Origin of the sequence: Streptomyces sp. NPDC048603 (assembly GCF_043199475.1) — a bacterium.
GTDB lineage: Bacteria > Actinomycetota > Actinomycetes > Streptomycetales > Streptomycetaceae > Streptomyces.
Genome location: NZ_JBICVY010000007.1, coordinates 297,723 through 317,847 on the forward strand (window position 1 = coordinate 297,723; position 20,125 = coordinate 317,847).

A 20,125-nucleotide genomic window follows, 5' to 3' on the forward strand; every position below is an offset into this window, starting at 1 on the left:
CTCACCTTCTGCCCGCCCCCTCGGCCGAAGCAGACTTCCAGGCGTGCCGACTCGACCACCAGTCGAGTGACATTCCAGGAGGGGGAAACATGTCTCAGGCCACCGTCACCCCGGCCGCGGATGCGCGACGCTCCGACACCGGTGCGGAGCACACGGGCGGTACAGCCGTCAAGACCGGTGCTGATGCCGGTGCCGAACTGCGCGACTACGAGCGCTCTCTGGCCCGCAGCTGCCGGTCCCGCACCCGTGCCGACCGGCCCCACCGCTTCGAGCTGCGCGGCCGCACCTGGGACCTCCTCGACGAGGTCTTCGCACCGGTCTACTCGCCCAGCACCTCCGTGGCCCTGGACTTCCTCGGCTGGACCGAGCACATGGAAACCCCCCGCTCCGGCTCCATGCTGGAGATCGGCTGCGGAACCGGAGTGATCTCCGTCATGGGTGCGCTGGCCGGCTGTGAACGCGTGGTCGCCGCCGACATCAACCCCCGGGCCGTGGCGAACACCGCACTGAACGCCGCCCGCCACGGGGTCTCCGGCCGGGTCCACGCCGTGCACAGCGACCTGTTCTCCGCCCTCGACCCCGAGGAGCGGTTCGACCTGGTCTTCTTCAGCTCCAACTACGTCCTGGCGCCGGCCGGCCACCGCTACGCCACGGACCACGACAAGGCGTACGTCGACCCCGGCTACCGCGTCCACCGCCGCTACCTGGCCGAGGTCTGCGACCGGCTCACCTTCACCGGTTCCGCCCTGCTGCACTTCAGCTCCCGCGGAGACCTGCCGCTGCTCAAGCGGATCGCCGCGGAGCACGGCCGGAGACTGATCACCCTGGTCACCCGTCAGATCCACGAGGGGGACACCCCCGTGGAACACCTGCTGCTGGCGATCGTGCCGGCCGCCCGATGAACCCGCCGTCCGCACACCCCTCACAGCTCTTACGCCCCTACACCGCGAGGACTGCTTCCGTGCGCACCGTGCTCGTCGACAACTACGACTCCTTCACCTACAACCTCTTCCACCAGATCACCGAAGTCACCGGGACCGAGCCGGTGGTCCTGCGCAACGACGCGGTGACATGGCGGCCGGACCTGTTCGACGGTTTTGACGCCGTCGTCCTGTCGCCAGGACCGGGCACCCCGGAAAGAGCCGCCGACTTCGGCATCTGCCGCGACATCCTGGACCGGTCCGGGCTCCCGCTGCTCGGCATCTGCCTGGGGCACCAGGGACTGGCCCAAGCCCACGGCGGCCGGGTGGTCCGCGCTCCCGAGCCGCGCCACGGCCGCACCTCGCCGGTGATCCACGACGGCAGCGGCCTCTTCGCCGGACTGCCCTCCCCCTTCGAGGTGGTCCGCTACCACTCGCTCGCCGTCGCCGACCTCCCCGCCGAGCTGGAGGCCACGGCCTGGAGCACGGACGGCGTGGTGATGGGCATGCGGCACCGCACCCTGCCCCGCTGGGGCCTGCAGTTCCACCCCGAGTCGATCTCGACCACGTACGGCCACGAGCTCATCGCCAACTTCCGGCGGCTGGTCCTGGAACACCACGGCCGGACCCCCTCGGGCGGGGACGCCCCGCAGGTTCCGGACCTCTCCGCCGCGGCCGCCCCCCTCACGGCCGCGGCCCCTGCCGACCGCACCGACCCGGCCGCGCCGGCACCCGCCGCGCCGGCACCCGCCGCGCCGGCACCCGCCGCGCCGGCACCCGCCCTTCGGGACCGTGCCCCCGTCCGCCGGCTCCGGGTGCTCGCCGACATCCTCACCACCCGCTGGGACGACGAGACCGTCTACGACCGGCTGTTCCGCTCCGGTCCGCACGGCTTCTGGCTCGACAGCAGCCGCACCGGCGGTCCCGAGGGCCGCTTCTCCGTCCTCGGCAACGCGGCCGGCCCGCTCGCCCGCGTCGCCATGGCCGACGTCGCCAGCGGCACCGTCTCGGTCGCCTCGGCCGGCGGGGTGCCCGAGCAGCTCGTCGCCGAGGACTTCCTCGACTGGATCGACCGCGACCTGCGGTCCTGCCGCACCGAGGTACCCGAGCTGCCCTTCGACTTCGCGCTCGGCTGGGTCGGCTACCTCGGCTACGAACTCAAGTCCCAGTGCGGCGGCGAGGCCACCCACCGCGCCGAGGACCCCGACGCCGTGATGGTCTTCGCCGACCGGGCGGTGGTCCTCGACCACCACACCGGCACCACCTACCTGCTCGCCCTCACCGAGGACGGCGAGGAGACCGCCGCCCGCGCCTGGCTCGACCGGACCTCCCGCAGCCTGCGTGACACCACCCCGGAGCCGCTGCCCGCGCCCGTACCGCAGGCCCCGCTCACCGGACTGCGGCTGCGCCACGACCGCGACGCCTACCTCCGGCTCATCGAGGAGTGCCAGGAGGAGATCGCCGCGGGGGAGACCTACGAGGTCTGCCTGACCAACCTGGCGGAGGCGGACGGCGACCCCGACCCCTGGGAGACCTACCGGGCCCTGCGCCGCAGCCACCCCGCGCCGTTCGCCGCGCTGCTCCAGTTCGGCCGGACCCAGGTGCTCAGCACCTCACCCGAGCGCTTCCTGCGGGTGGGCGGCGACGGCGTCGCCGAGTCCCGGCCCATCAAGGGCACCCGGCCGCGCGGAGCCACCCCCGCCGAGGACGCCGTGATCCGCCGCGAGCTCGCCTCCTGCGAGAAGGACCGCGCCGAGAACCTGATGATCGTCGACCTGGTCCGCAACGACCTGGGCCGCTGCGCGGAGCCCGGCAGCGTCGAGGCCGACGACATCTTCCGGGTCGAGACCTACGCCACCGTCCACCAGCTCGTCTCCACCGTCACCGCCCGGCTGCGGTCCGGACTGAGCGCCGTGGACTGCGTCCGGGCCGCCTTCCCCGGCGGCTCCATGACCGGCGCCCCCAAGATCCGCACGATGCAGATCATCGACCGGCTGGAGGCCGGCCCGCGCGGCATCTACGCCGGTGCCATCGGCTACGTCTCGCTCTCCGGCGCCGCCGACCTGTCCATCGTCATCCGCACCCTGGTCCTCACCCCCGGGCGCGCCCGCTACGGGATCGGCGGGGCGATCGTCGCGCTCTCCGACCCCGCCGAAGAGTTCGAGGAGACCGCCGTGAAGTCCGCCCCGCTGCTGGGGCTCACCGGGGACGGGTTCCCCGGCCGGACCGGAGCGGAGGCGCCGATGGCGTCCGCGGCCGCACGCTGAACACCCCTTTCCTCCCCTGACGATCCCCCTCCTGGGCCGTCGGCCGGGCACCCGCTGCCCTGGCCGGCGGCCCTTTCCCGTACCGGACGCCGGACATGTGCGCACCCTGTGTCCGTACCGCGTGGACCCTGTGTGACGACGATAGGGCGGCGCCCGGCGTCCTCGGCAGCACGCCGGACGGACTCTGTCACTGTTCCGGCACCGGGCCGGGGGAACTGACACACCGCCCCGCCAGGCCCGCATCAGATGACAAAGTCCCCCGCCGGCCCCGCCCGCCGATTGCCCGCACCGGCCCAGCACTGCTTGGTTCGACAGCGGACACCGCCCTGTCGGACACCGCCCTGTCGGACAGCGGGGAGAAGAACGGGGAGAGGAACATGGCCGAAGTCGCCGTCGAACCCGGAACGGTCCACCTGCTGCACGACCGGCTGCCCGTGATCGCCACATGGAGCCCGCCGTGCTGCGGGTCCACCGCGCTGGCACGGATCATGAGCGGGCGCGGAGACGTCACCGTCCTCCACGAACCGTTCAACAGGCGGGCCACCGGCGGCGGCTCCGGCCGGCGCGGAGACGCCTGCGCGGACGACACCGCCGTGCTGGACGGCGTACTGGAACTCGCCCACAGCCCCGGCGCCCGGACCGTGTACTTCGCGGACACCACCGGACTGCGCCACCCGAGGCTGCTCACCGATCCCCGCTTCACGGCCCGGATCCAGCACACCTTCGTCATCCGCGACCCCGCCGAGGTCATCGCCGCGCACTACCCCCACAACCCCTACCTCACCTCCGAGGAGGTCGGCTTCGGCCACTGCTGGGAGATCTTCGAGCTGGCCCGGATGGCCTCGGGTACTGTTCCCGTGGTGGTGGACGCGGACGACCTGGCGAACCGGCCGAGGGCCGTCGCCGCCGCCTACGCCGCCCACACCGGACTGCCGGCGCAGCACCCGCCCGCACCGGGACCGACGGCCGGCACCGCCGGCCAGGACCCCGGCCGGGCGGCCGAGACCGTACGGAACAACCCGTACCTGGCGGAGCTCTACGACGACCAGCTGCCGTACTACGAGTGGCTGCGCGCCCACCGCCTCGAAGTCGAACAGGCGGCGTGACCGTCCGGCGCAGCCGCCCGCCCGGCCACCACGAGCAAGAGGGAGAGCCTTCACCGATGCACGGCACAACGCCCCAGGGGCCGGCCGCCTGGCTGAAGCACTGGTACGCCCCGCGCACCACCGAAGCCACCGCCCGCAGGCGCCTGCTGTGCCTGCCCCCGGCCGGCGGGGCCGCCCACCTCTACCGGGGATGGGCCGCGTCGCTGCCGGCCGGGACCGAGGTGCTCGCCGTCGAACTCCCCGGCCACGGCAGCCGGCTGACCGAGGAACCGCTCACCCGGATGGCCGACGTGGTGGACGGCGTGATCACCGCCCTGGAATCCCTGCCGGACCCGTCCCTGCCGACGGTCGTCCTCGGCCACAGCATGGGCGCGGTGATCGGCTGGGAACTGTGCCTGGCCCTGCGCCACTACAGCGGACGGCCCGTCCGCGGCCTGGTGTCGGTGGCCGCCCAGGCGCCGACCCGGCCCGCGCCCGCACGCTGGCGGGCCGGGGCGCAGAGCACCGAGGCGGAGCTGCTGGACCTCCTCGACAACTCCCGGAGCCTGCCGCCGGAACTCCGCCACAACCCCGAGTTCCTCGACTTCTACCTGCCGGTGCTCCGCGCCGACCTGGAGATCCTGGCCCGGCACGTGCCGCGCCGGGAGGCCCCGCTGCCCTGCGAACTGCGCGTCTACACCGGTGAGTCGGACCCGCTGGTCGGCGAGGCCGACGCCTGGCCCTGGGACGGCGCGGAGACCGAGGGCCGCAGGGCGTTCGCGGCCTTCCCCGGAGGCCACTTCTTCCTTCACGAAACGCCCGGCCCCTTCCTGGAGCGCCTCGCGGCCGATCTGGAGGAGATGACGGCCCTGCACCACGCCTGGAGCGTGCGCTAGGGGGTGTCTCGCCGTACCGCCATTCAGGCACCCCGGTATTTCCTCTGCTTCTCATGGTGTTACCGAACAGGCCTGTGTCTGACGGGGGGTACCCCGTCGGGCACAGGCCTGTTCCGTCTGTGTTTCCTCTGCCGCGGACCTGCCCGCGATCGTGTCGGGGCGGCCGTGGACCTGGCCTGGTGGGGATCTCCCGCAGCGTCCAGGAAACGCCGTGGCCGGCGTACGGTCGTACGAAGTGGTCACCGCGTGCCTCGTTCGAAGGTGGTTCGGGGGAGCCGGGCTCCTGCTGCTCTCTGCGGGCCGGGGGAAAGATCCCCCGGGCCTGGTGGGGAGCGGGTACGGGGCCGGCGCGGCCGTGTCGTGCCCGGCCGTTCGCTCTGCGGCCGGCCCCGTCGCCTCCCGGTCAGCGGACCACGCCCGAGAGGGGACGGGCCTGCCCGGCCGGGACCCGCGGTGCCCGCTCCGTGGCGATCACCCGTACCGGCTCCGTGGCGATCACCCGTACCGGCTCCGACCGGCCGCGCGGGGTGACCGGCTTCCGGGTCCGCGCCAGCAGATCCGGACCGCTGTGCACGGTCGCCCGCACCGAACGGGCCCCGAGGACCGCCACCGCGCCGTGGTAGTCCCCGCCCAGGGAGAGGTCGGCCAGCGCGGGCACGGGTCTCCGGGCGGCGTCGGGACCGTGCCAGCACCGCAACGCGGGCGGCTCGTCCGGCCCCGACAGCGTGAAGTCCGTCATCGGGGTGTTGAGCCCCTCACCGGTCGCCTTCAGGACGGCCTCCTTGCGCGTCCAGTAGGTCAGCCCGGCCCGGGCCCGGTGCTCCTCCGGCAGCCGGTCGATGGCCGCCCGCTCGGCTGGTGTGAGCACCAGGTCGTACTCCGGGGGCAGACCTGGGCCCGCCCACGGCTCCCAGCGCTCCACGTCGATGCCCAGCGGCCCGCCGAGGGTCAGGGCCACCGCCACGACGTCACCCGAGTGCGTGATGGACAGCTCCCAGCCGGCGGCCGGGCCCACCACGGCGGGCTTCCCGTGCGGCCCGCCGCAGCCCGGGCAGCGGGCGCGGAGGCTGACGGCCTCCGGATCGGTGCCCGCCATCCTGGCGAGCGCCGTCTTGGCGAGGGTCCGCCCGGTGACGAAGCGGGCCAGGTCGAGCTCGTGGGCGAAGGACGGGACACGGGTGAGCTCCGCGCTGTCCAGCAGTCCGAACCAGGACTGCGGCCGCTCCAGCGGACGCAAGGACCAGACGTGCGCTTCGGCGTGGGGCTTCGGTGCAGTGGCTCCTTCGGTGTGCGCCGGCCGTGTGCCGGCGCCAGTGAATGCAGTCATTGAAGGGATTCACCTCCGTACCGCGGCAGTGCGTCTGCCGCTGCAACGAGTGAACGCCGCGGCGGGGGTGACCGGGTAGCCGGAAATCCTCCGTCCCCCGGGTGGTTTTCCCTCCCCCTGATATCGCCGTTATCGCCGTTATCGAAAGGCGGCGCGGAAGGGATAACAGCCCGAAAGAGCAGCTCCGTAATTTTCTCGGCAGAACGAAGAAGCCGCAGGTCAGACAGACAAGCGGCCTACCGAGAAGGAGACGGAAACCATGAACAAGACCCTCGCCGCCGCCGTTAAGTCCCTGACCGTCGCCCTGGTCGCCGGCACCGCGATCTTCGCCTCCGCGGGCCTCGCCTCCGCCAACACGGCCCCCTGGGGTGCTCCGCAGCCCACCGCCGCGGACGCGCCCAAGCCGAACCCGGCGCCCTGGGGCTGAGACACCGACAGCCGCCGGCTGCACCGACGGCCGCCCGGCACATCAGACCGACCTGAACGACCGCACAGCCCGGACCCCGTACGGTCCACCCACGAGGGAATGTTCGAGGCCACGCCTCCGTTCCCGCCCGGATACCCCCGCGAGCCGCCCACCACGGATTCCGAAGGTGACGAGCGAGCCCTCTCCCAGCTGGAACATCTCCGCTGGTGACCTACATTGGGGAGTTGCCGTAACGGTGACTCAGAATGAGGGGGAGAGGTGGGGGAACATCTCAGCTTCAAGGTCTTGGGGCCGCTCGAAGTGGCCGCGGACGAAACCGCGATACCGCTCGGCGGCGCACGCCAGCGAACAATTCTCGCGCTGCTGCTGCTCGCACCCGGCCGGGTTGTCCCCGTTGACACCATGGTGGAGACGGTCTGGAACAGCAGCCCGCCGACCACAGCGCGCACACAGGTGGCGATCTGTGTCGCAGCGCTCCGCAAGATCTTCAAGGGCGCGGGGATCGACGACGAGGTCATCGTCACCGCCCATCCCGGATATCTGCTGAAGACCGACCGGCACCGTGTCGACACCCTGGAGTTCGCCGCGCTGGTCCAGACCGCGGAACAACACGCCAGGGACGGCCGTCTGCAGGAGGCCGCCCACCACTACGCCCAGGCCCTCGCCCTCTGGCGCGGCCCCGCGTTCAGCGGGGTGGGTGGACAGGTCATCGACGACGAGACCGACCGCCTCGAAGAGCACCGGCTCAATGCCTATGACGACTCCACCCGCGTCCATCTCGAACTCGGCCAGCACCAGGAACTCATCCCGGAACTGATCGCCAAGGTCCGCGAACACCCCCTGCGCGAGCGCCTCAGGCACCACCTGATGCTCGCCCAGTACCGGTCCGGCCGGCGCGCCGACGCCATGGAGTCCTTCCGTGAGGCACGACGCCACCTCATCGACGAGCTCGGTATCGAGCCGGGCCCCGACCTGCAGGAACTGCACGACGCGATCCTGCGGGACGACCCCTTCCTGACATCCGTGACGGCCGAACCCGAAACGGCGACACCGGCCCGCGTCCACGCCGTGCCCTCCGAGCTCCCCCCGGACGTGCCGGGATTCACCGGTCGGGAACGGGAGCTGGCCGACCTCGACAGCCTGGTCGCCGGTTCGGAGGAAGACCGCTCCTCGACCATCGGCGTGATCACCGGCACCGCCGGGATCGGCAAGAGCGGCCTGGCCACCCGCTGGGCCTTCCGCGTCGCCGAGCACTTCCCGGACGGCCAGCTGTTCGCCGACCTGCGCGGATACGACGAGCACCATGACCCGACCAAGACCCACGAGGTACTCAGCCGCTTCCTCCGTTCCCTCGGAGTACCCGCCGAACAGGTCCCCGCGGAGCTGGAGGAGCGGGTCTCCCTGTACCGCAGTCTCCTCGCGGACCGACGGGTGCTGATCATCCTCGACAACGCGCGCAGCTACGCCCAGATCCGCCCGCTGCTGCCCGGCAGCGGCCGGTGCTGCGTCGTCGTCACCAGCCGGGATCAGCTGGAACAGCTCGTCGCCTGGCCCTCGCAGGCCAGGGTCCACCTGGGCGTGCTGTCCGAGGGTGAGGCCGTGCAACTGTTGACGACCATCGTCGGCGACCGCCGCATCGGACCGGCGCGGACCGATGCCGTTCGGCTGGCCGAGCTGTGCGAGCACCTCCCGCTGGCCCTGCGCATCGCCGCCGCCCGGCTCGCGTCGAAGCCGCACTGGCCGGTGAAGTTCCTGGTGTCGCGGCTGAGCGACGAGCGGCGGAGGCTGGACGAACTGAGCCAGGGGGAGTCGCAGATCCGTGCGAGCTTCGCGCTCAGCTACCGCTACCTCCCGTCCGATTCGGCCAGACTGTTCCGCCGGCTCGGCCTGCTCGACGTACCGGACTTCACCGCGTGGGCCGCCGCGGCACTACTCAACAACGAGGTCCTCGACGCCGAACGGCTCATCGAGAACCTTGTCGACGCGCAGTTCCTCGAAGTGGTCACGATGGACGTGACGGGGCAGCTGCGGTACCGGTTCAACGGCCTCCTCCGCCTCTACGCGGCCGAACGCGCCCTGGAGGAAGAGCCGGAGCCGGAGAGGCTGGGCGCTGTCACCCGCTTCCTGCGCACCCTGCTGACCATCGCGGAGCAGGCGAACCGGATGGAGGACCCGAACGCCACGGTCACCCACAGCCAGGTCCAGCGGCGACGGCTCCAGTCCAGCCTCATGGATGACCTGCTGACGGCGCCGCTGGAGTGGTTCGAGGCCGAACGCCCGGCCCTGGTCGCGTCCGTCCGGCAGGCCGCCCGGATGGGGGTGGCTGATCTTTCGTGGGACCTGACCGTGTCGGCGGCGCCCTTCTTCGCCATCCGCAATTACCTCGAGGACTACCAGAGTTGCTGCGAAGAGGCGCTGGCGGCCGCTCACTCCGTCGGGGATGCGCTCGGCCAGGGTGCGATGCACTACAACCTCGGCACACTCGAACTGGGCCGGAACCTGGACGCCGCCGCCCCGCACTTCGAGGAAGCACTGCGCTTCTATGCCGAGGCCGAGGACCGGACAGGGCGGGCGATGTCCCTGCGCTGCATGGCGATGGTCGACCGGATGCGGGGCGATCTGGAGCTCGCCATGGAGCGCTGCGGCGAAGCACTGCCCCTGTTCCGGGAGATGGGAGACCAGCTGGGTGAGGCCCACACGCTGAACAACATGGCGGAGATCGAACTCGGCCTGGGCCGGCCCGAGGTCGCCATGCAATACGCCCAGGACGCCGTACGGGTGGAAGAGGACAGCAGCGCCGAGGTCACCCGCAACCTCGCTCAGGCGCTGCACCGGCTGGGCCGGGTCCACCTGGCGCTCGACCAGATCCCCGAGGCGGAGGCGGCGTTCCTGCGGACCGTCCGCATCGTCAAGGAGAAGTCCGACATGATCGGTCTGGCCCACGCGCTGCTCGGCCTCGGTGAGGCCCGCCTGGTCAGGGGTGCGCTGGAGCAGGCGGAGACCACGCTGGTCGATGCCCTGGACATCGCGGAAGAGGGGAAGAACCCGCTGGCGGCCGGGCAGATCAGCCTCGCCCTGGCCCGGGTGTCGCAGGAGCGGGGTGACGACGAGGCGGCGCGTGATCACCTGCGCTGCGCCTACCGGCACTTCGTGATGGTGAAGTCCCCGGTCTGGATGCAGCGGACGAAGGAGGCGCTCGGCGCGCTCGTCGACTGAGCCGACCGGGAACGGAAGGGGCCCCCGGCCTGGACACCGTCCAGGCCGGGGGCCCCTTCCCGTTGGTCCGCGCCGGCCCCGCCGGCCGCGGCTCAGCCGAACAGCTCGGCCAGCGCCTCCATGTCGATCGGCACCGGCGGCAGGCGGAAGCCGGCCGGCGGCTCCGCGCCCATGAGGTTCCGCACCAGGAAGTCCCAGCGCCGCTGGGTCACGTAGTGCTCGTAGCCGAAGTAGATGTGGTCGGCGCCCGGCACCAGGACCAGGTCGAAGTCCTTGCCGTGCTGGACGAGGCGCTCCACGAGGCGCAGCGTCAGCTGCGGGGAGACCCGGTCGTCCAGCCCGCCGTGGATGAGAAGCAGCTTGCCCTGGAGGCGGTCGGCGATCTCGATGTTGGAGACCTGCGCGTAGTCCGCCTCGCCGACCGGGCCGTGGTAACCCTCGCCGAGCCCCGGTTCCAGCGCGCCGAAGTCGTGCATGCCGGACTCCGCGACACCGACCTTGAACACGTCCGGGTAGCGCAGCAGCGCGCGCACCGCGGCGTACCCGCCCGAGGACATGCCGGTGACCCCGACCCGCTCCAGGTCCATCCACGGCCGGGTCTTCGCCAGCTCCCGCAGGGCGGCCACGTGGTCGGAGAGTCCGCAGGCGTCGCCGAGGTTGCCGTACGAGGCGTCGTGGAAAACCTTGCTGCGGCCCGGCGAGCCCTGGCCGTCCACCGCGATCACCACGAAGCCCAGCGCGGCCAGCGTCTCGGCGTCGTAGCCGTAGTGGCCGGGGTCGAAGGAGGGGCTGACCCGGTTCGCGGTCGGCAGGCCGTACGGGGTGTCGATGACCGGGTAGCGCTTCTCCGGGTCGAAGCCGAGGGGCTTGTACAGCAGGCCGTGGACGTCGGTGGCGCCGTCGGCCGAGGTGACCGTGAACGCCTCCGGACGGCTCCAGCCGGCCTCCTCCAGCAGCGAGATGTCGGCCCGCTCCAGCTCGACCGCCACCGCGCCCGTCCAGTCCCGGACGGTGATCACCGGCGGGGTGTCGGAGGCGGAGGCCGAGTCGACGAAGTACGCCGCGGACGGCGTGACCGTCACCTCGTGGTCCAGGTCGTCCCCGGTGAGCCGGGCGAAGCCGGAGCCGTCCAGGTTCACCGTGCACACGGTCCGGCGGTAGGGGTTGCCCTCCACCAGCCCGGACGCGGTGAAGTAGGCGATCCGCCGCTCCTCGTCCACGTGCAGGATCTCCTGCACGCCCCAGGCGCCCGAGGTCACCTGCGTGGCGGCGCCGTCCGCCCCGTACAGGTAGAGGTGGCCCCAGCCGTCGCGCTGCGAGTACCAGAGCACCTCGGAACCACCGGAGAGGACCTTCACCAGCGGCGGCTGGAGCTGCTGCTGGGAGGGCTCCACACGGGTCTCGCCGGTCTCCGTCACCAGGGTGGTGACCTCGCCGGAGACCGCGTCGAGGCGGTGCAGGCTCAGCGTGCGCTGGTCCCGGGGCCGGTGCAGGTAGTAGACCGCCGAGCTGTCCTCGGCCCACCAGGCCCACTTCTGGAAGACCGGCGACATCATCGACATGCCGACCGGCTCCGCCTGCGCGAAGGTGGCGGTGCCTGCCTCGACGTCGAGGACGACGTACTCGCCGAGCGGTATCGCCTCGTCGCCGGGGACCGCGAACCGCGGGGACAGCAGGGCCGGTTCACCGCCGCCGGCCGGGGCCGCGTCCACCAGGTGGGTGCGGCGCACCCCGGTCTGGTCGGTGCGGTGGGTCAGCACCTTGGTGGCGTCCGGCGACCAGGACACGGCCGGCGGCAGGTGCGGCAGGCCGATCTTCCCCAGCAGCGTCGAGTACATCAGGTAGTCGGGGTTGGCGCCGTAGTCCTTGTCCTCGGTGCCGTCGGAGGTCAGCGCCCAGTCCCGGGAGCCGTCCAGCGCCAGGGCGCGCAGGTCGTGACCGGCCCGGTAGACGGCGTGCTTGCCGTCCGGGGCGGGCACGGCGAGGGGGTTGCCTGGCGCGGCTCCCGGCGCCTTCTCCACGGCGTAGTGGTCCAGACGGCACCGCCAGTGCTCGCCGAAGGCGTCGAACTCCACGGCGTCGGCCGTCGGCAGGATCACCGGGAACGGCAGGGCGGCCGCGTCGACCTCCTGGCCCGAGGCCTCGGACAGGGCGGTGGCGAGGCGCTCGTGGTCGAAGGCGAGGGTGCGGGAGCCGGTGGCCGGGTCGACGAGGACGAAACGCTTCCCCTCGGCGGTGGCGACCGTGTACCAGAAACGGCTGCCGTCCTCCATCCAGCGCGGCTTCACTTTGTCACCCCGCACGAGTTCCTTGCGGTGGTGCCGGAGAAGCCGTTCCGCCGTCTGATAGGCCCGCACGTCAAGTTCGTTCGAGTGCATCGGGTGTGTGCCCTTTCTTGAGGTGGGTGTCCCGGCGACGGGACACCGACAGGAGATTTATAGAAGCCGCATAGAAGCTGCATGGAACCGAATGTCACCTTGGATCACGGGCCGGAATCCAGAACGGAATCCGGGTGACATGCGGACATGTGAACCGAGGTGCATGAGTGGGTACGCGGAATCCCGAGAACGTGGTGATCGCCGGCGGGGGCATCACCGGCTGGATGGCCGCCGCATATCTCAGAGTGGCATTCCCCGAGCGGATTTCCGTGACATTGCTCGAAAACAGTTCCGAGGAGCAGTGCGGTGACGAGTCGACGTCCGCCGGCATGCGCCGTTTCTTCGACTTCCTCGGCCTGCGGGAAGAGGAATGGATGCCGGCCTGCGGGGCCACTTACACCATGGCCGTCCGTTTCCAGGACTGGAACCGTCCCGGGCAGCACTTCTACCACCCGTTCGAAGAGGTCCGGTCGGCCGGCGGATTTCCGCTGACCGAATGGTGGCCGCGCAGCGGCCCGAGCGGCCGCTTCGACCGCGACTGCTTCGTCGCCGCCTCGCTGTGCGACGCCGGCAAGAGCCCCCGGCGGCTCGACGACTCCGTCCCGTCCGGTCGACAGGACACCGGCGAGATCCCGTACGGGTACCACTTCGACGCCGCCCGGCTCGCCGGGTACCTCGCCGGCCTCGCGGTCCGGCTCGGCGTACGGAGGATCTCCGGCGAGCTGCGGGACGTCCGCCTCGACGAACACGGCCGGATCGACCGGCTGGTCACCGCCGGGCACGGGGAGATCACCGGTGATCTCTTCGTGGACTGCACCGGCTTCCCCGGGCTGCTGCTGGGCCGGGCGCTCGGCGTCCCCCGGCTTTCGTACGAGGACGCCCTGCCCAACGACAGCGTGGTCAGCCTGGAGGTCCCGGCCGACATGCGGGTGCGCGGCATCGCCCCCTACACCTCCGCCACCGCCGTCGGCGCGGGCTGGATCCGGACGGTCCCGCTCCTGGACCGGTTCGGCATCCAGTACGTCCACAGCCGCGAGTACTGCTCCCCGGAAGAGGCCGAGCAGGTGCTGCGCCGGGCCGCCGGACCCGAGGCGGCCGGAGCGCAGGCCCGCCACGAAGGGCTCCGGCCGGGCCGCAGCCGACAGGCGTGGAAGCACAACTGCGTGGCCCTCGGGGCGGCGGCCGGATCCGTCGAACCGCTCGCCCCGACCGGCGCCTCCTCCGTCCACCACGCCCTCGAGGAACTGGTCGCGCACTTCCCCGGACACGGCTCCGACCCCCGGCTGCAGGACGCCTTCAACACGTCCGTCGCCCGCGCGGCCGACGAGGCCCGGGACTTCGCCGCGCTGCACTACCAGGCCGCGGCCCGGGAGGACACGCAGTACTGGCGGGACGCCAAGACCCGCAGCCTGCCCGCCGCGCTGGCCCGCCGGATCGCCAGCTGGACCGGCCGGCGGCAGGCCCCGGCCGCGGAGCCGCCGATGGCCTCCCCGCGCGGGCTCACGACGGAGGCGTACGCCTGCGTGCTGCTCGGCACCGGCGGCCGCTTCCCGTCCCGGCTCCTGCCCGCCGCGGCCGGCCTCGACGACGAGGTGGCGCGCAAGGAGTTCGCCGCGGTCCGGGACGAGGCCCGGTCGCTGGCCGACGGCCTGCCCACCCAGTGGGAGTACTTCTCGCGGCTGGCCGCCTGACCGGCGGGCGGCCCGCCCCGCCGCCGTACCCCCTGGTCCCCTGCCCTCCGCACGCCTGTCCACGGTCAGTCCCGGGAGACGTGCGGGCGGTGCAGGACGGGGTCGGAGGTGAGGATCGCCCGGTGCACCTCGCGCAGCATCCGGCCGGGCTCGACACCGAGGTCGGCGGAGAGCATCCGGCGGCCGCTGTCGTAGAGGGCCAGGGCGTCGGCCTGCCGGTCGCAGCGGTACAGCGCCGTCATCAACTGGGCGCGGAAGCGTTCGTGCAGCGGGTGCCGGGCGACCAGCCGGGTCAGCTCGGGCAGCAGCCGCAGGTGCATCCCGACCGCCAGGTCCGCCTCGATCCGGCCGGCCAGCACGGCGATCCGGGCCTCCTCGATCGGCGGGCCCTCGGCGGCCGCCAGCGGCTCCGACACATTGGCCAGCACCGGCCCGCGCCACAGCGACAGCGCCGAGCGCAGCAGCTCCGAAGCCTCCGGGTACTGGCCCGACAGCAGGGCGAGCTGCCCGTCCACGGCGCGCCTGCGGAATTCCGCCAGATCGAAGGAATCGCCGCCGCGGAGATCCAGCAGGTACCCGTGGGCCCTGCGGACGATGTGCGCGCGCGGGCCTAGCGCCTTACGGATCCGCGAGACGTAGGTATAGATCTGGGCATTGAGCGTCCTGGGCGGGTGGTCGCCCCACAGGAACCAGCTCAGCTCCGTGTCCGGGAGGAAAGAACCCTCGGAAATGAGCAGGGCGGCAAGCACCGTTCGTTGTTTGGGACCGTCCAGCGGAATTTCGGCGCCGCCCTCCCGCACTTCCACGGGTCCCAGAATCCCGTACTCCATCGAAACACCCTCACCTCCCCATCGGCGTCCTACGAGATAAGCCGGGGAAGGAGGGGCTGTCCACGAACTCCGGGTGCGTTTCCGAGGTCCGCGGGTCCGTCCTGTCGCCGGGACACGGCCGGAGCCCGCACGGAAGCCGCTTGACTCCCGCGCTCCGTCCGAACGAGGGTGTTGGACGGTCGCAGTGCGGCGTAACAAACACCGTTATCGCCTCTGCGGCTTCGCGCCATGGGGGAGCGTAAGGTTCTGGCCGACAGCGTCGCTGTCGTTCTTCGGACGCGGATTTTCCGGCCGCGCGCAGGGGTGTCGACCCGCGCGGTGACACCGGACCGCGCTCTTCCCGTTCAGAAACCTTCGCCGGAGCGAGGAGTACCCAGCAGATGCTGCCGTTGGACAATCAGGAACTGGTTCCCGAAACGCCGTACATCTGGCGCGCCAAGCGCCCGGAGCAGACCCACCGGTTGATCTGTTTCCCGCACGCGGGCGCCGGTGCGGCCGCCTACCAGGAGTGGGTGCCGCTGCTGCCGCCGCAGATCGAGCTGGTCGCCGTGCAGCTGCCGGGCCGTCAGAACCGCATCGCGGAGGACCCGTTCACCGAGGTCGCTCCGCTGGTCAACGTGCTCACCCACGCCCTCCGGCCGGTCCTCGACGGGCCGTACTCCTTCTTCGGCCACTCCGGCGGCGCCTCCCTGGCGTACGAACTGACCAAGGCGCTGCGGGCCCGCGGCGCGCGGGGCCCCGAGCAGCTGTTCCTGTCGGCGCAGCCCGCCCCCGGCGAGAGCGGCCTGGCCCGCCTCCACGACCTCACCGACGAGGAGCTCACCGCCGAGGTGGTCTCGCTGGGCGGTGTCGACCCGGAGATCGCCGAGGACGAGGACGTCATGGAGTCCCTCCTCTTCACCCTGCGCGCGGACTTCGCCCTGTGGGAGCTCCACCAGCACGTGGACGGGCCCCCGCTGGACCTCCCCGTCACCGCGCTGACCGGCAAGGAGGACCCGCGCGCGCCCCTGGAGCACGTGGAGCGCTGGCGGGACTTCACCACCGGGGCGTTCAGCACCGAGCTCTACCCCGGCGGCCATTTCTACTTCCTGGAGGAGCCGGCCGACGTGGTCTCGCTCATCTCCGGCCGGATCCTGACCCCCGCGACCCACGGGAGGACCGCGTGAGCGCGACCGACCTGCTCGGCGAGGGCGCGCTCGACGCCGTCACCGCCGCCGCCAAGACCGTCCCCGGTGTCTACGACGCGGTCGCGGTCGCCCGCAAGGGCATGCGCGCCGAGGGGTCCGCGTCCCCCGCCGCCCAGGCCCCGGCGCAGACCCCGGCCCCGACCGCCGAGGTCCCCGCCGAGGCGCCCGCCGCAGCCCCCGCCGACCTCCCGGCCGGCCCCCCGGCCGAGCTCTACGGCGGCGACCTGCACATCCCGGCCGGCGCCCCCGCCACCCTCCAGGAGGCCCTGCGCGCCGCCGCCGAACAGGCCCCGGACAAGGGCACCGTCTACCTCGTCCCCGAGGGCGAGGACATCGTCCAGAGCTACGCCGAGCTGCTCGCCGACGCCGAGCGGGTGCTCGCCGGCCTGCGCGCCGCCGGTCTCGCGCCCGGGGACGCCGCGCTGTTCGTCTTCCAGGACAACAAGGAATACCTGACCGCCTTCTGGGCCTGCATACTCGGCGGTTTCATTCCGACTCCGGTCGCCGTGGCCACCTCGTACACCAAGCCCAACGAGGTCAACCGCAAGCTGCTGGGCGCCTGGAACCTGCTCGGCCGCCCGGCCCTGGTCACCGACTCCGCCACGGCCGGCGCGCTGGCCGGCGTACGCGAGCTGTGGGACGAGCCGGACGTGCGCATCCTGACCGTGGAGTCCCTCGCCGCGCACGAGCCCGACCGGGACTGGTTCCCGGCCACGGCCGGCTCCCCGGTCCTCAACCTGCTCACCTCGGGCAGCACCGGCGTCCCCAAGTGCGTGCAGCACACCCACGCCAGCGTGGTGGCCCGCGAGTACTCCGTCATCGCGCACTGCGGACTGACCAGTGAGGACGTCAGCCTCATCTGGATGCCGTACGACCATGTCACGGTCGCCTTCTACAACGTCCGCGACGTGTTCCTGCAGTGCCGCCACGTCAACGCCCGGACCAGCCACTTCCTGGCCGACCCGCTGCAGTGGCTGGACTGGATCGAGCGGTACGGGGCGACCAACCTGTGGGCTCCGAACTTCGCCTTCTCGCTGCTGAACGAGCGTGCCGAGGAGATCCGCGCGGGCTCCTGGGACCTCTCCTCGCTGCGCGAGATCGTCAACGGCGGCGAGCCGGTCGTGGCCGCCACCACCCACCGCTTCCTGGAGCTGCTCGCCCCGCACGGCCTGCCGGCCGACGCGATGGTCCCGGCCTGGGGCATGTCCGAGACCTGCTCCGGCGTGACCTACACCCGGCAGAGCCGCGAGGACCGCGCCGCCGGCACCGTCGCCATCGACCCGGCCACGCTGGGCGGCGCCATCACCCACCTCGACCCCGGCCACCCGGACGCCGTCGTGCTGTCCCGGGTCGGCAGCCCCATCCCCGGGGTGCGGCTCCGCGTCGTCGACGAGCACGGCGCCGTGCTGCCCGAGGGCCGGCTGGGCGAGCTGTGCATCACCGGACCCACGATCATGGCCGGCTACTTCGCCAACGAAGAGGCCAACGCGGAGGCGTTCGACGCCGACGGCTGGTTCCGCACCGGCGACCTCGCCTTCGTCCACGAGGGCGAACTGGTGATCGCCGGACGCAAGAAGGACCAGATCATCGTCCGCGGCATCAACTACATGGCGCACGAGCTGGAGAGCGTCGTCGAGCGGGTCGACGGGGTGCGGGTCACCTTCTCGGCCGCCGTCGGCGTCCGCGAGCCCGGGGCCGGCTCCGACGACCTGGCCGTCTTCCTCGTGCCGGAGAGCTGGAGCGCCGCCGAACTGGCCCGGACCCTCGAAGAGGTCCGCGCGGTCCTGGTCCGCGAGGCCGGCGTCCTGCCCGACCTCGTCGTCCCGGTCAACGAGGAGGAGTTCCCCAAGACCAGCAACGGCAAGATCCAGCGCGCCGCACTGGTGACCGCCCTCAAGGCCGGCGCGTTCGCCGACCGGGTGGCGGGTGCCGCGGTGGAGGAGCCCGGGACGGCGGCGGACACCTGGCTGTTCGGCCGGCAGTGGGTGGAGATCCCCGCCGCCGGTCCGGAAGCCGCCCCGGAGCCGGCCGCCGGCACCACCCTGGTGATCGGCGCCGACCAGGACGTGAAGTGGCTCGGCATCGAAGGCCGCCTCGTCCACGCCCGCCCCGGCGCCGAGTACTCCGAGGACGCCCCGGACGTCTACCGGGTCCGCGCGGAGGACCGCACCGACCTGCGGCGCCTGCTGACCGAGGCCACCGCCCGCCACGGCGGGATCGACAGCGTGGTGCTGGCCCTGCCGATGCTGGAGCGCGCGGGCACCGCCGGATCCCGTGTCGGCGCCGCCACCGACCGGTTCACCGCCCTGCTCTCCGTCCTCGCCGACGGCGAGTTCGGCCGGCCGCTGTTCCTCGTCGTCACCTCGGGCGCCCTGTACGCCGGGCAGCACGACACCGTCGACCTCGGCGCCTGCCACCTGCCCGGTCTCGTCCGGACCGCCGTCTCCGAGGCCGCCCCGCTCACCGTCCGGCAGCTCGACCTCAATCCCTGCCCGATCGACTGGGCGCCCGCCGTCCGCGCCGAGCTGGCCGACCGGACCCGAACCGGCGTCCTGGCCGCACGGGACGGCAAGCGCCTCCAGCCCAAGCTGGTCCCGCTCTCCGGGGACGGCGGCGAAGCCGGTACGACGACCGGCACCGCCACGACCGGCCTCCAGCCGGCCGCCGGAGGCCTGTACCTGATCACCGGCGGTCTCGGCGGGATCGCCCACGACATCGCCGCCTACCTGCTGGCCGCCTACGGCGCCCGGCTGCTGCTCGTGGGGCGTTCGCCCGCCACGGGCGAGAAGGCTGCCCGGCTCGCCGAGCTGTCCGCCCTCGGGCAGCTCGCGTACGAGCAGCTCGACGTGGCCGACGCGGAGGCCCTCGAGGCAGCGGTGGCCGCGGCGGAGGCCCGCTGGGGCCGCCCGCTGGACGGCGTACTGCACCTCGCCGCGGCCGACCCGACGGACCAGTGGGCCGAGCTGGAGAAGCACACCCTGGCCCACGAGACGCGGGAGACCTTCGACCGGCAGTACGCCGCCAAGGTCCACGGCACCCTGGCCCTCTCCACGGCCCTGGAAAGCCGGCCCGGCGCCTCCCTGGTGCTTTTCGGCTCCGTCAACGGAGAATTCGGCGGACATTCCTTCGGCGCCTATTCCGCCGCGAATTCCTTCCTCGCCGGATTCGCCGACCACTGGCGCCACGAGCGCGGACGCGCGGTGCTCTGCCTGGCCTGGAGCATGTGGTCCGGAATCGGCATCAACGCGGCGCAGAGCTCCGCCGCCGCCGAAGCACGCGGATACCGCACCATCGACCCGGACACCGGCCTGCGCCTGTTCCTGGAGTCCCTCGAATCCGACCGGCACTACCTGGTCGTCGGACTCGACCTGAAGAACCAGACCATCGTCGGCGAACTCGTGCCGCAGACGCTGCAGGTGACGGAAATCCTCGTCGCCTACACGGGAGACGGCGCCCGACCTGACGCCGTGCGTGCCGCAATTGCCGAAAGTGTGGAAGGCTTCTCGGTGCCGGTGCGGATCACCGAGATCTCCCGCATCCCGCGGGACGCCTACGGAGCGGTCGACACCGTCCAGCTGCTGGTCGACGCCGCGGCGGACACGCCGGGCCGTACGTACACCGAGCCCGCCACGGAGCTCGAACGGAACCTCGCGGAGATCTGGTCCGACGCCCTGGGCCGCACGCAGATCGGCCGGGAGGATTCCTTCTTCGAACTCGGCGGCAATTCACTGCGAGCCACCCGGCTCCTGGCGCTCGTCGACAACAAGCTCGGATTCCGGGTGACGACCCAAGAGCTCTACGAGATGCCGACCGTCGCGGGAATGGCCGCGACCATCGAACGACACACGACGGGCTGACCCGAACCCCAATCCGTCACCAGTGGTGTCCTGCTGACCCAACG

General features: G+C 72.2%; 12 protein-coding genes. 9 read left to right on the top strand and 3 right to left on the bottom strand.

Annotation, left to right across the window (positions count from 1 at the left end; translation table 11 throughout):
- Positions 1 to 89: 89 nt before the first annotated feature.
- From ACGFQ9_RS19460 to ACGFQ9_RS19475, 4 genes are all read left to right on the top strand, one after another.
- On the top strand, positions 90 to 902 hold the full coding sequence (locus ACGFQ9_RS19460; RefSeq protein WP_393575100.1) for a methyltransferase: 813 nt from the start codon (positions 90 to 92) through the stop codon (positions 900 to 902).
- Positions 903 to 961: 59 nt separating this feature from the next.
- Positions 962 to 3,187: an aminodeoxychorismate synthase component I gene (pabB, locus tag ACGFQ9_RS19465; protein WP_393575102.1), complete on the top strand. Its 2,226-nt coding sequence runs from the start codon at positions 962 to 964 to the stop codon at positions 3,185 to 3,187.
- 377 nt (positions 3,188 to 3,564) lie between these two features.
- Positions 3,565 to 4,293, top strand: a complete 729-nt coding sequence (locus ACGFQ9_RS19470; protein WP_393575104.1) for a sulfotransferase family protein — start codon at positions 3,565 to 3,567, stop codon at positions 4,291 to 4,293.
- Between the two features lie 56 nt (positions 4,294 to 4,349).
- Positions 4,350 to 5,168, top strand: a complete 819-nt coding sequence (locus ACGFQ9_RS19475; RefSeq protein WP_393575105.1) for a thioesterase II family protein — start codon at positions 4,350 to 4,352, stop codon at positions 5,166 to 5,168.
- Positions 5,169 to 5,571: 403 nt separating this feature from the next.
- On the opposite strand, the gene ACGFQ9_RS19480 is transcribed toward ACGFQ9_RS19475, so the two are convergent.
- Positions 5,572 to 6,495 (bottom strand): 4'-phosphopantetheinyl transferase family protein, encoded by a 924-nt coding sequence (locus tag ACGFQ9_RS19480; RefSeq protein WP_393575107.1) that lies wholly within the window; start codon positions 6,493 to 6,495, stop codon positions 5,572 to 5,574.
- A 259-nt stretch (positions 6,496 to 6,754) separates the two neighbouring features.
- On the opposite strand from ACGFQ9_RS19480, the gene ACGFQ9_RS19485 reads away from it, so the two are divergent.
- Together ACGFQ9_RS19485 and ACGFQ9_RS19490 are read left to right on the top strand one after the other, a co-directional pair.
- Positions 6,755 to 6,922 (top strand): hypothetical protein, encoded by a 168-nt coding sequence (locus ACGFQ9_RS19485; RefSeq protein ID WP_393575109.1) that lies wholly within the window; start codon positions 6,755 to 6,757, stop codon positions 6,920 to 6,922.
- 258 nt (positions 6,923 to 7,180) lie between these two features.
- Positions 7,181 to 10,138 carry a BTAD domain-containing putative transcriptional regulator gene (locus tag ACGFQ9_RS19490; protein WP_393575110.1) on the top strand — a complete coding sequence of 986 codons (2,958 nt, stop codon included), beginning with the start codon at positions 7,181 to 7,183 and terminating at the stop codon, positions 10,136 to 10,138.
- Positions 10,139 to 10,230: 92 nt separating this feature from the next.
- Here ACGFQ9_RS19490 and ACGFQ9_RS19495 read toward each other — a convergent pair whose 3' ends face one another.
- Positions 10,231 to 12,516: a prolyl oligopeptidase family serine peptidase gene (locus ACGFQ9_RS19495; protein ID WP_393575111.1), complete on the bottom strand. Its 2,286-nt coding sequence runs from the start codon at positions 12,514 to 12,516 to the stop codon at positions 10,231 to 10,233.
- 194 nt (positions 12,517 to 12,710) lie between these two features.
- Between ACGFQ9_RS19495 and ACGFQ9_RS19500 the strand changes: the two genes are divergently transcribed.
- Complete coding sequence (locus ACGFQ9_RS19500; protein ID WP_393575379.1) at positions 12,711 to 14,207, top strand: tryptophan halogenase family protein; 1,497 nt, start codon at positions 12,711 to 12,713, stop codon at positions 14,205 to 14,207.
- A 65-nt stretch (positions 14,208 to 14,272) separates the two neighbouring features.
- Here the strand turns inward: ACGFQ9_RS19500 and ACGFQ9_RS19505 are convergent, their stop codons facing one another.
- On the bottom strand, positions 14,273 to 15,037 hold the full coding sequence (locus ACGFQ9_RS19505; protein WP_393575112.1) for a BTAD domain-containing putative transcriptional regulator: 765 nt from the start codon (positions 15,035 to 15,037) through the stop codon (positions 14,273 to 14,275).
- Between the two features lie 380 nt (positions 15,038 to 15,417).
- Here ACGFQ9_RS19505 and ACGFQ9_RS19510 point away from each other — a divergent pair, with 380 nt between their 5' ends.
- Positions 15,418 to 16,203, top strand: a complete 786-nt coding sequence (locus ACGFQ9_RS19510; protein WP_393575114.1) for a thioesterase II family protein — start codon at positions 15,418 to 15,420, stop codon at positions 16,201 to 16,203.
- Positions 16,200 to 20,081 carry an SDR family NAD(P)-dependent oxidoreductase gene (locus ACGFQ9_RS19515; RefSeq protein ID WP_393575115.1) on the top strand — a complete coding sequence of 1,294 codons (3,882 nt, stop codon included), beginning with the start codon at positions 16,200 to 16,202 and terminating at the stop codon, positions 20,079 to 20,081. Before ACGFQ9_RS19510 ends, ACGFQ9_RS19515 begins: the two co-directional genes overlap by 4 nt.
- The last annotated feature ends 44 nt before the right edge of the window (positions 20,082 to 20,125 follow it).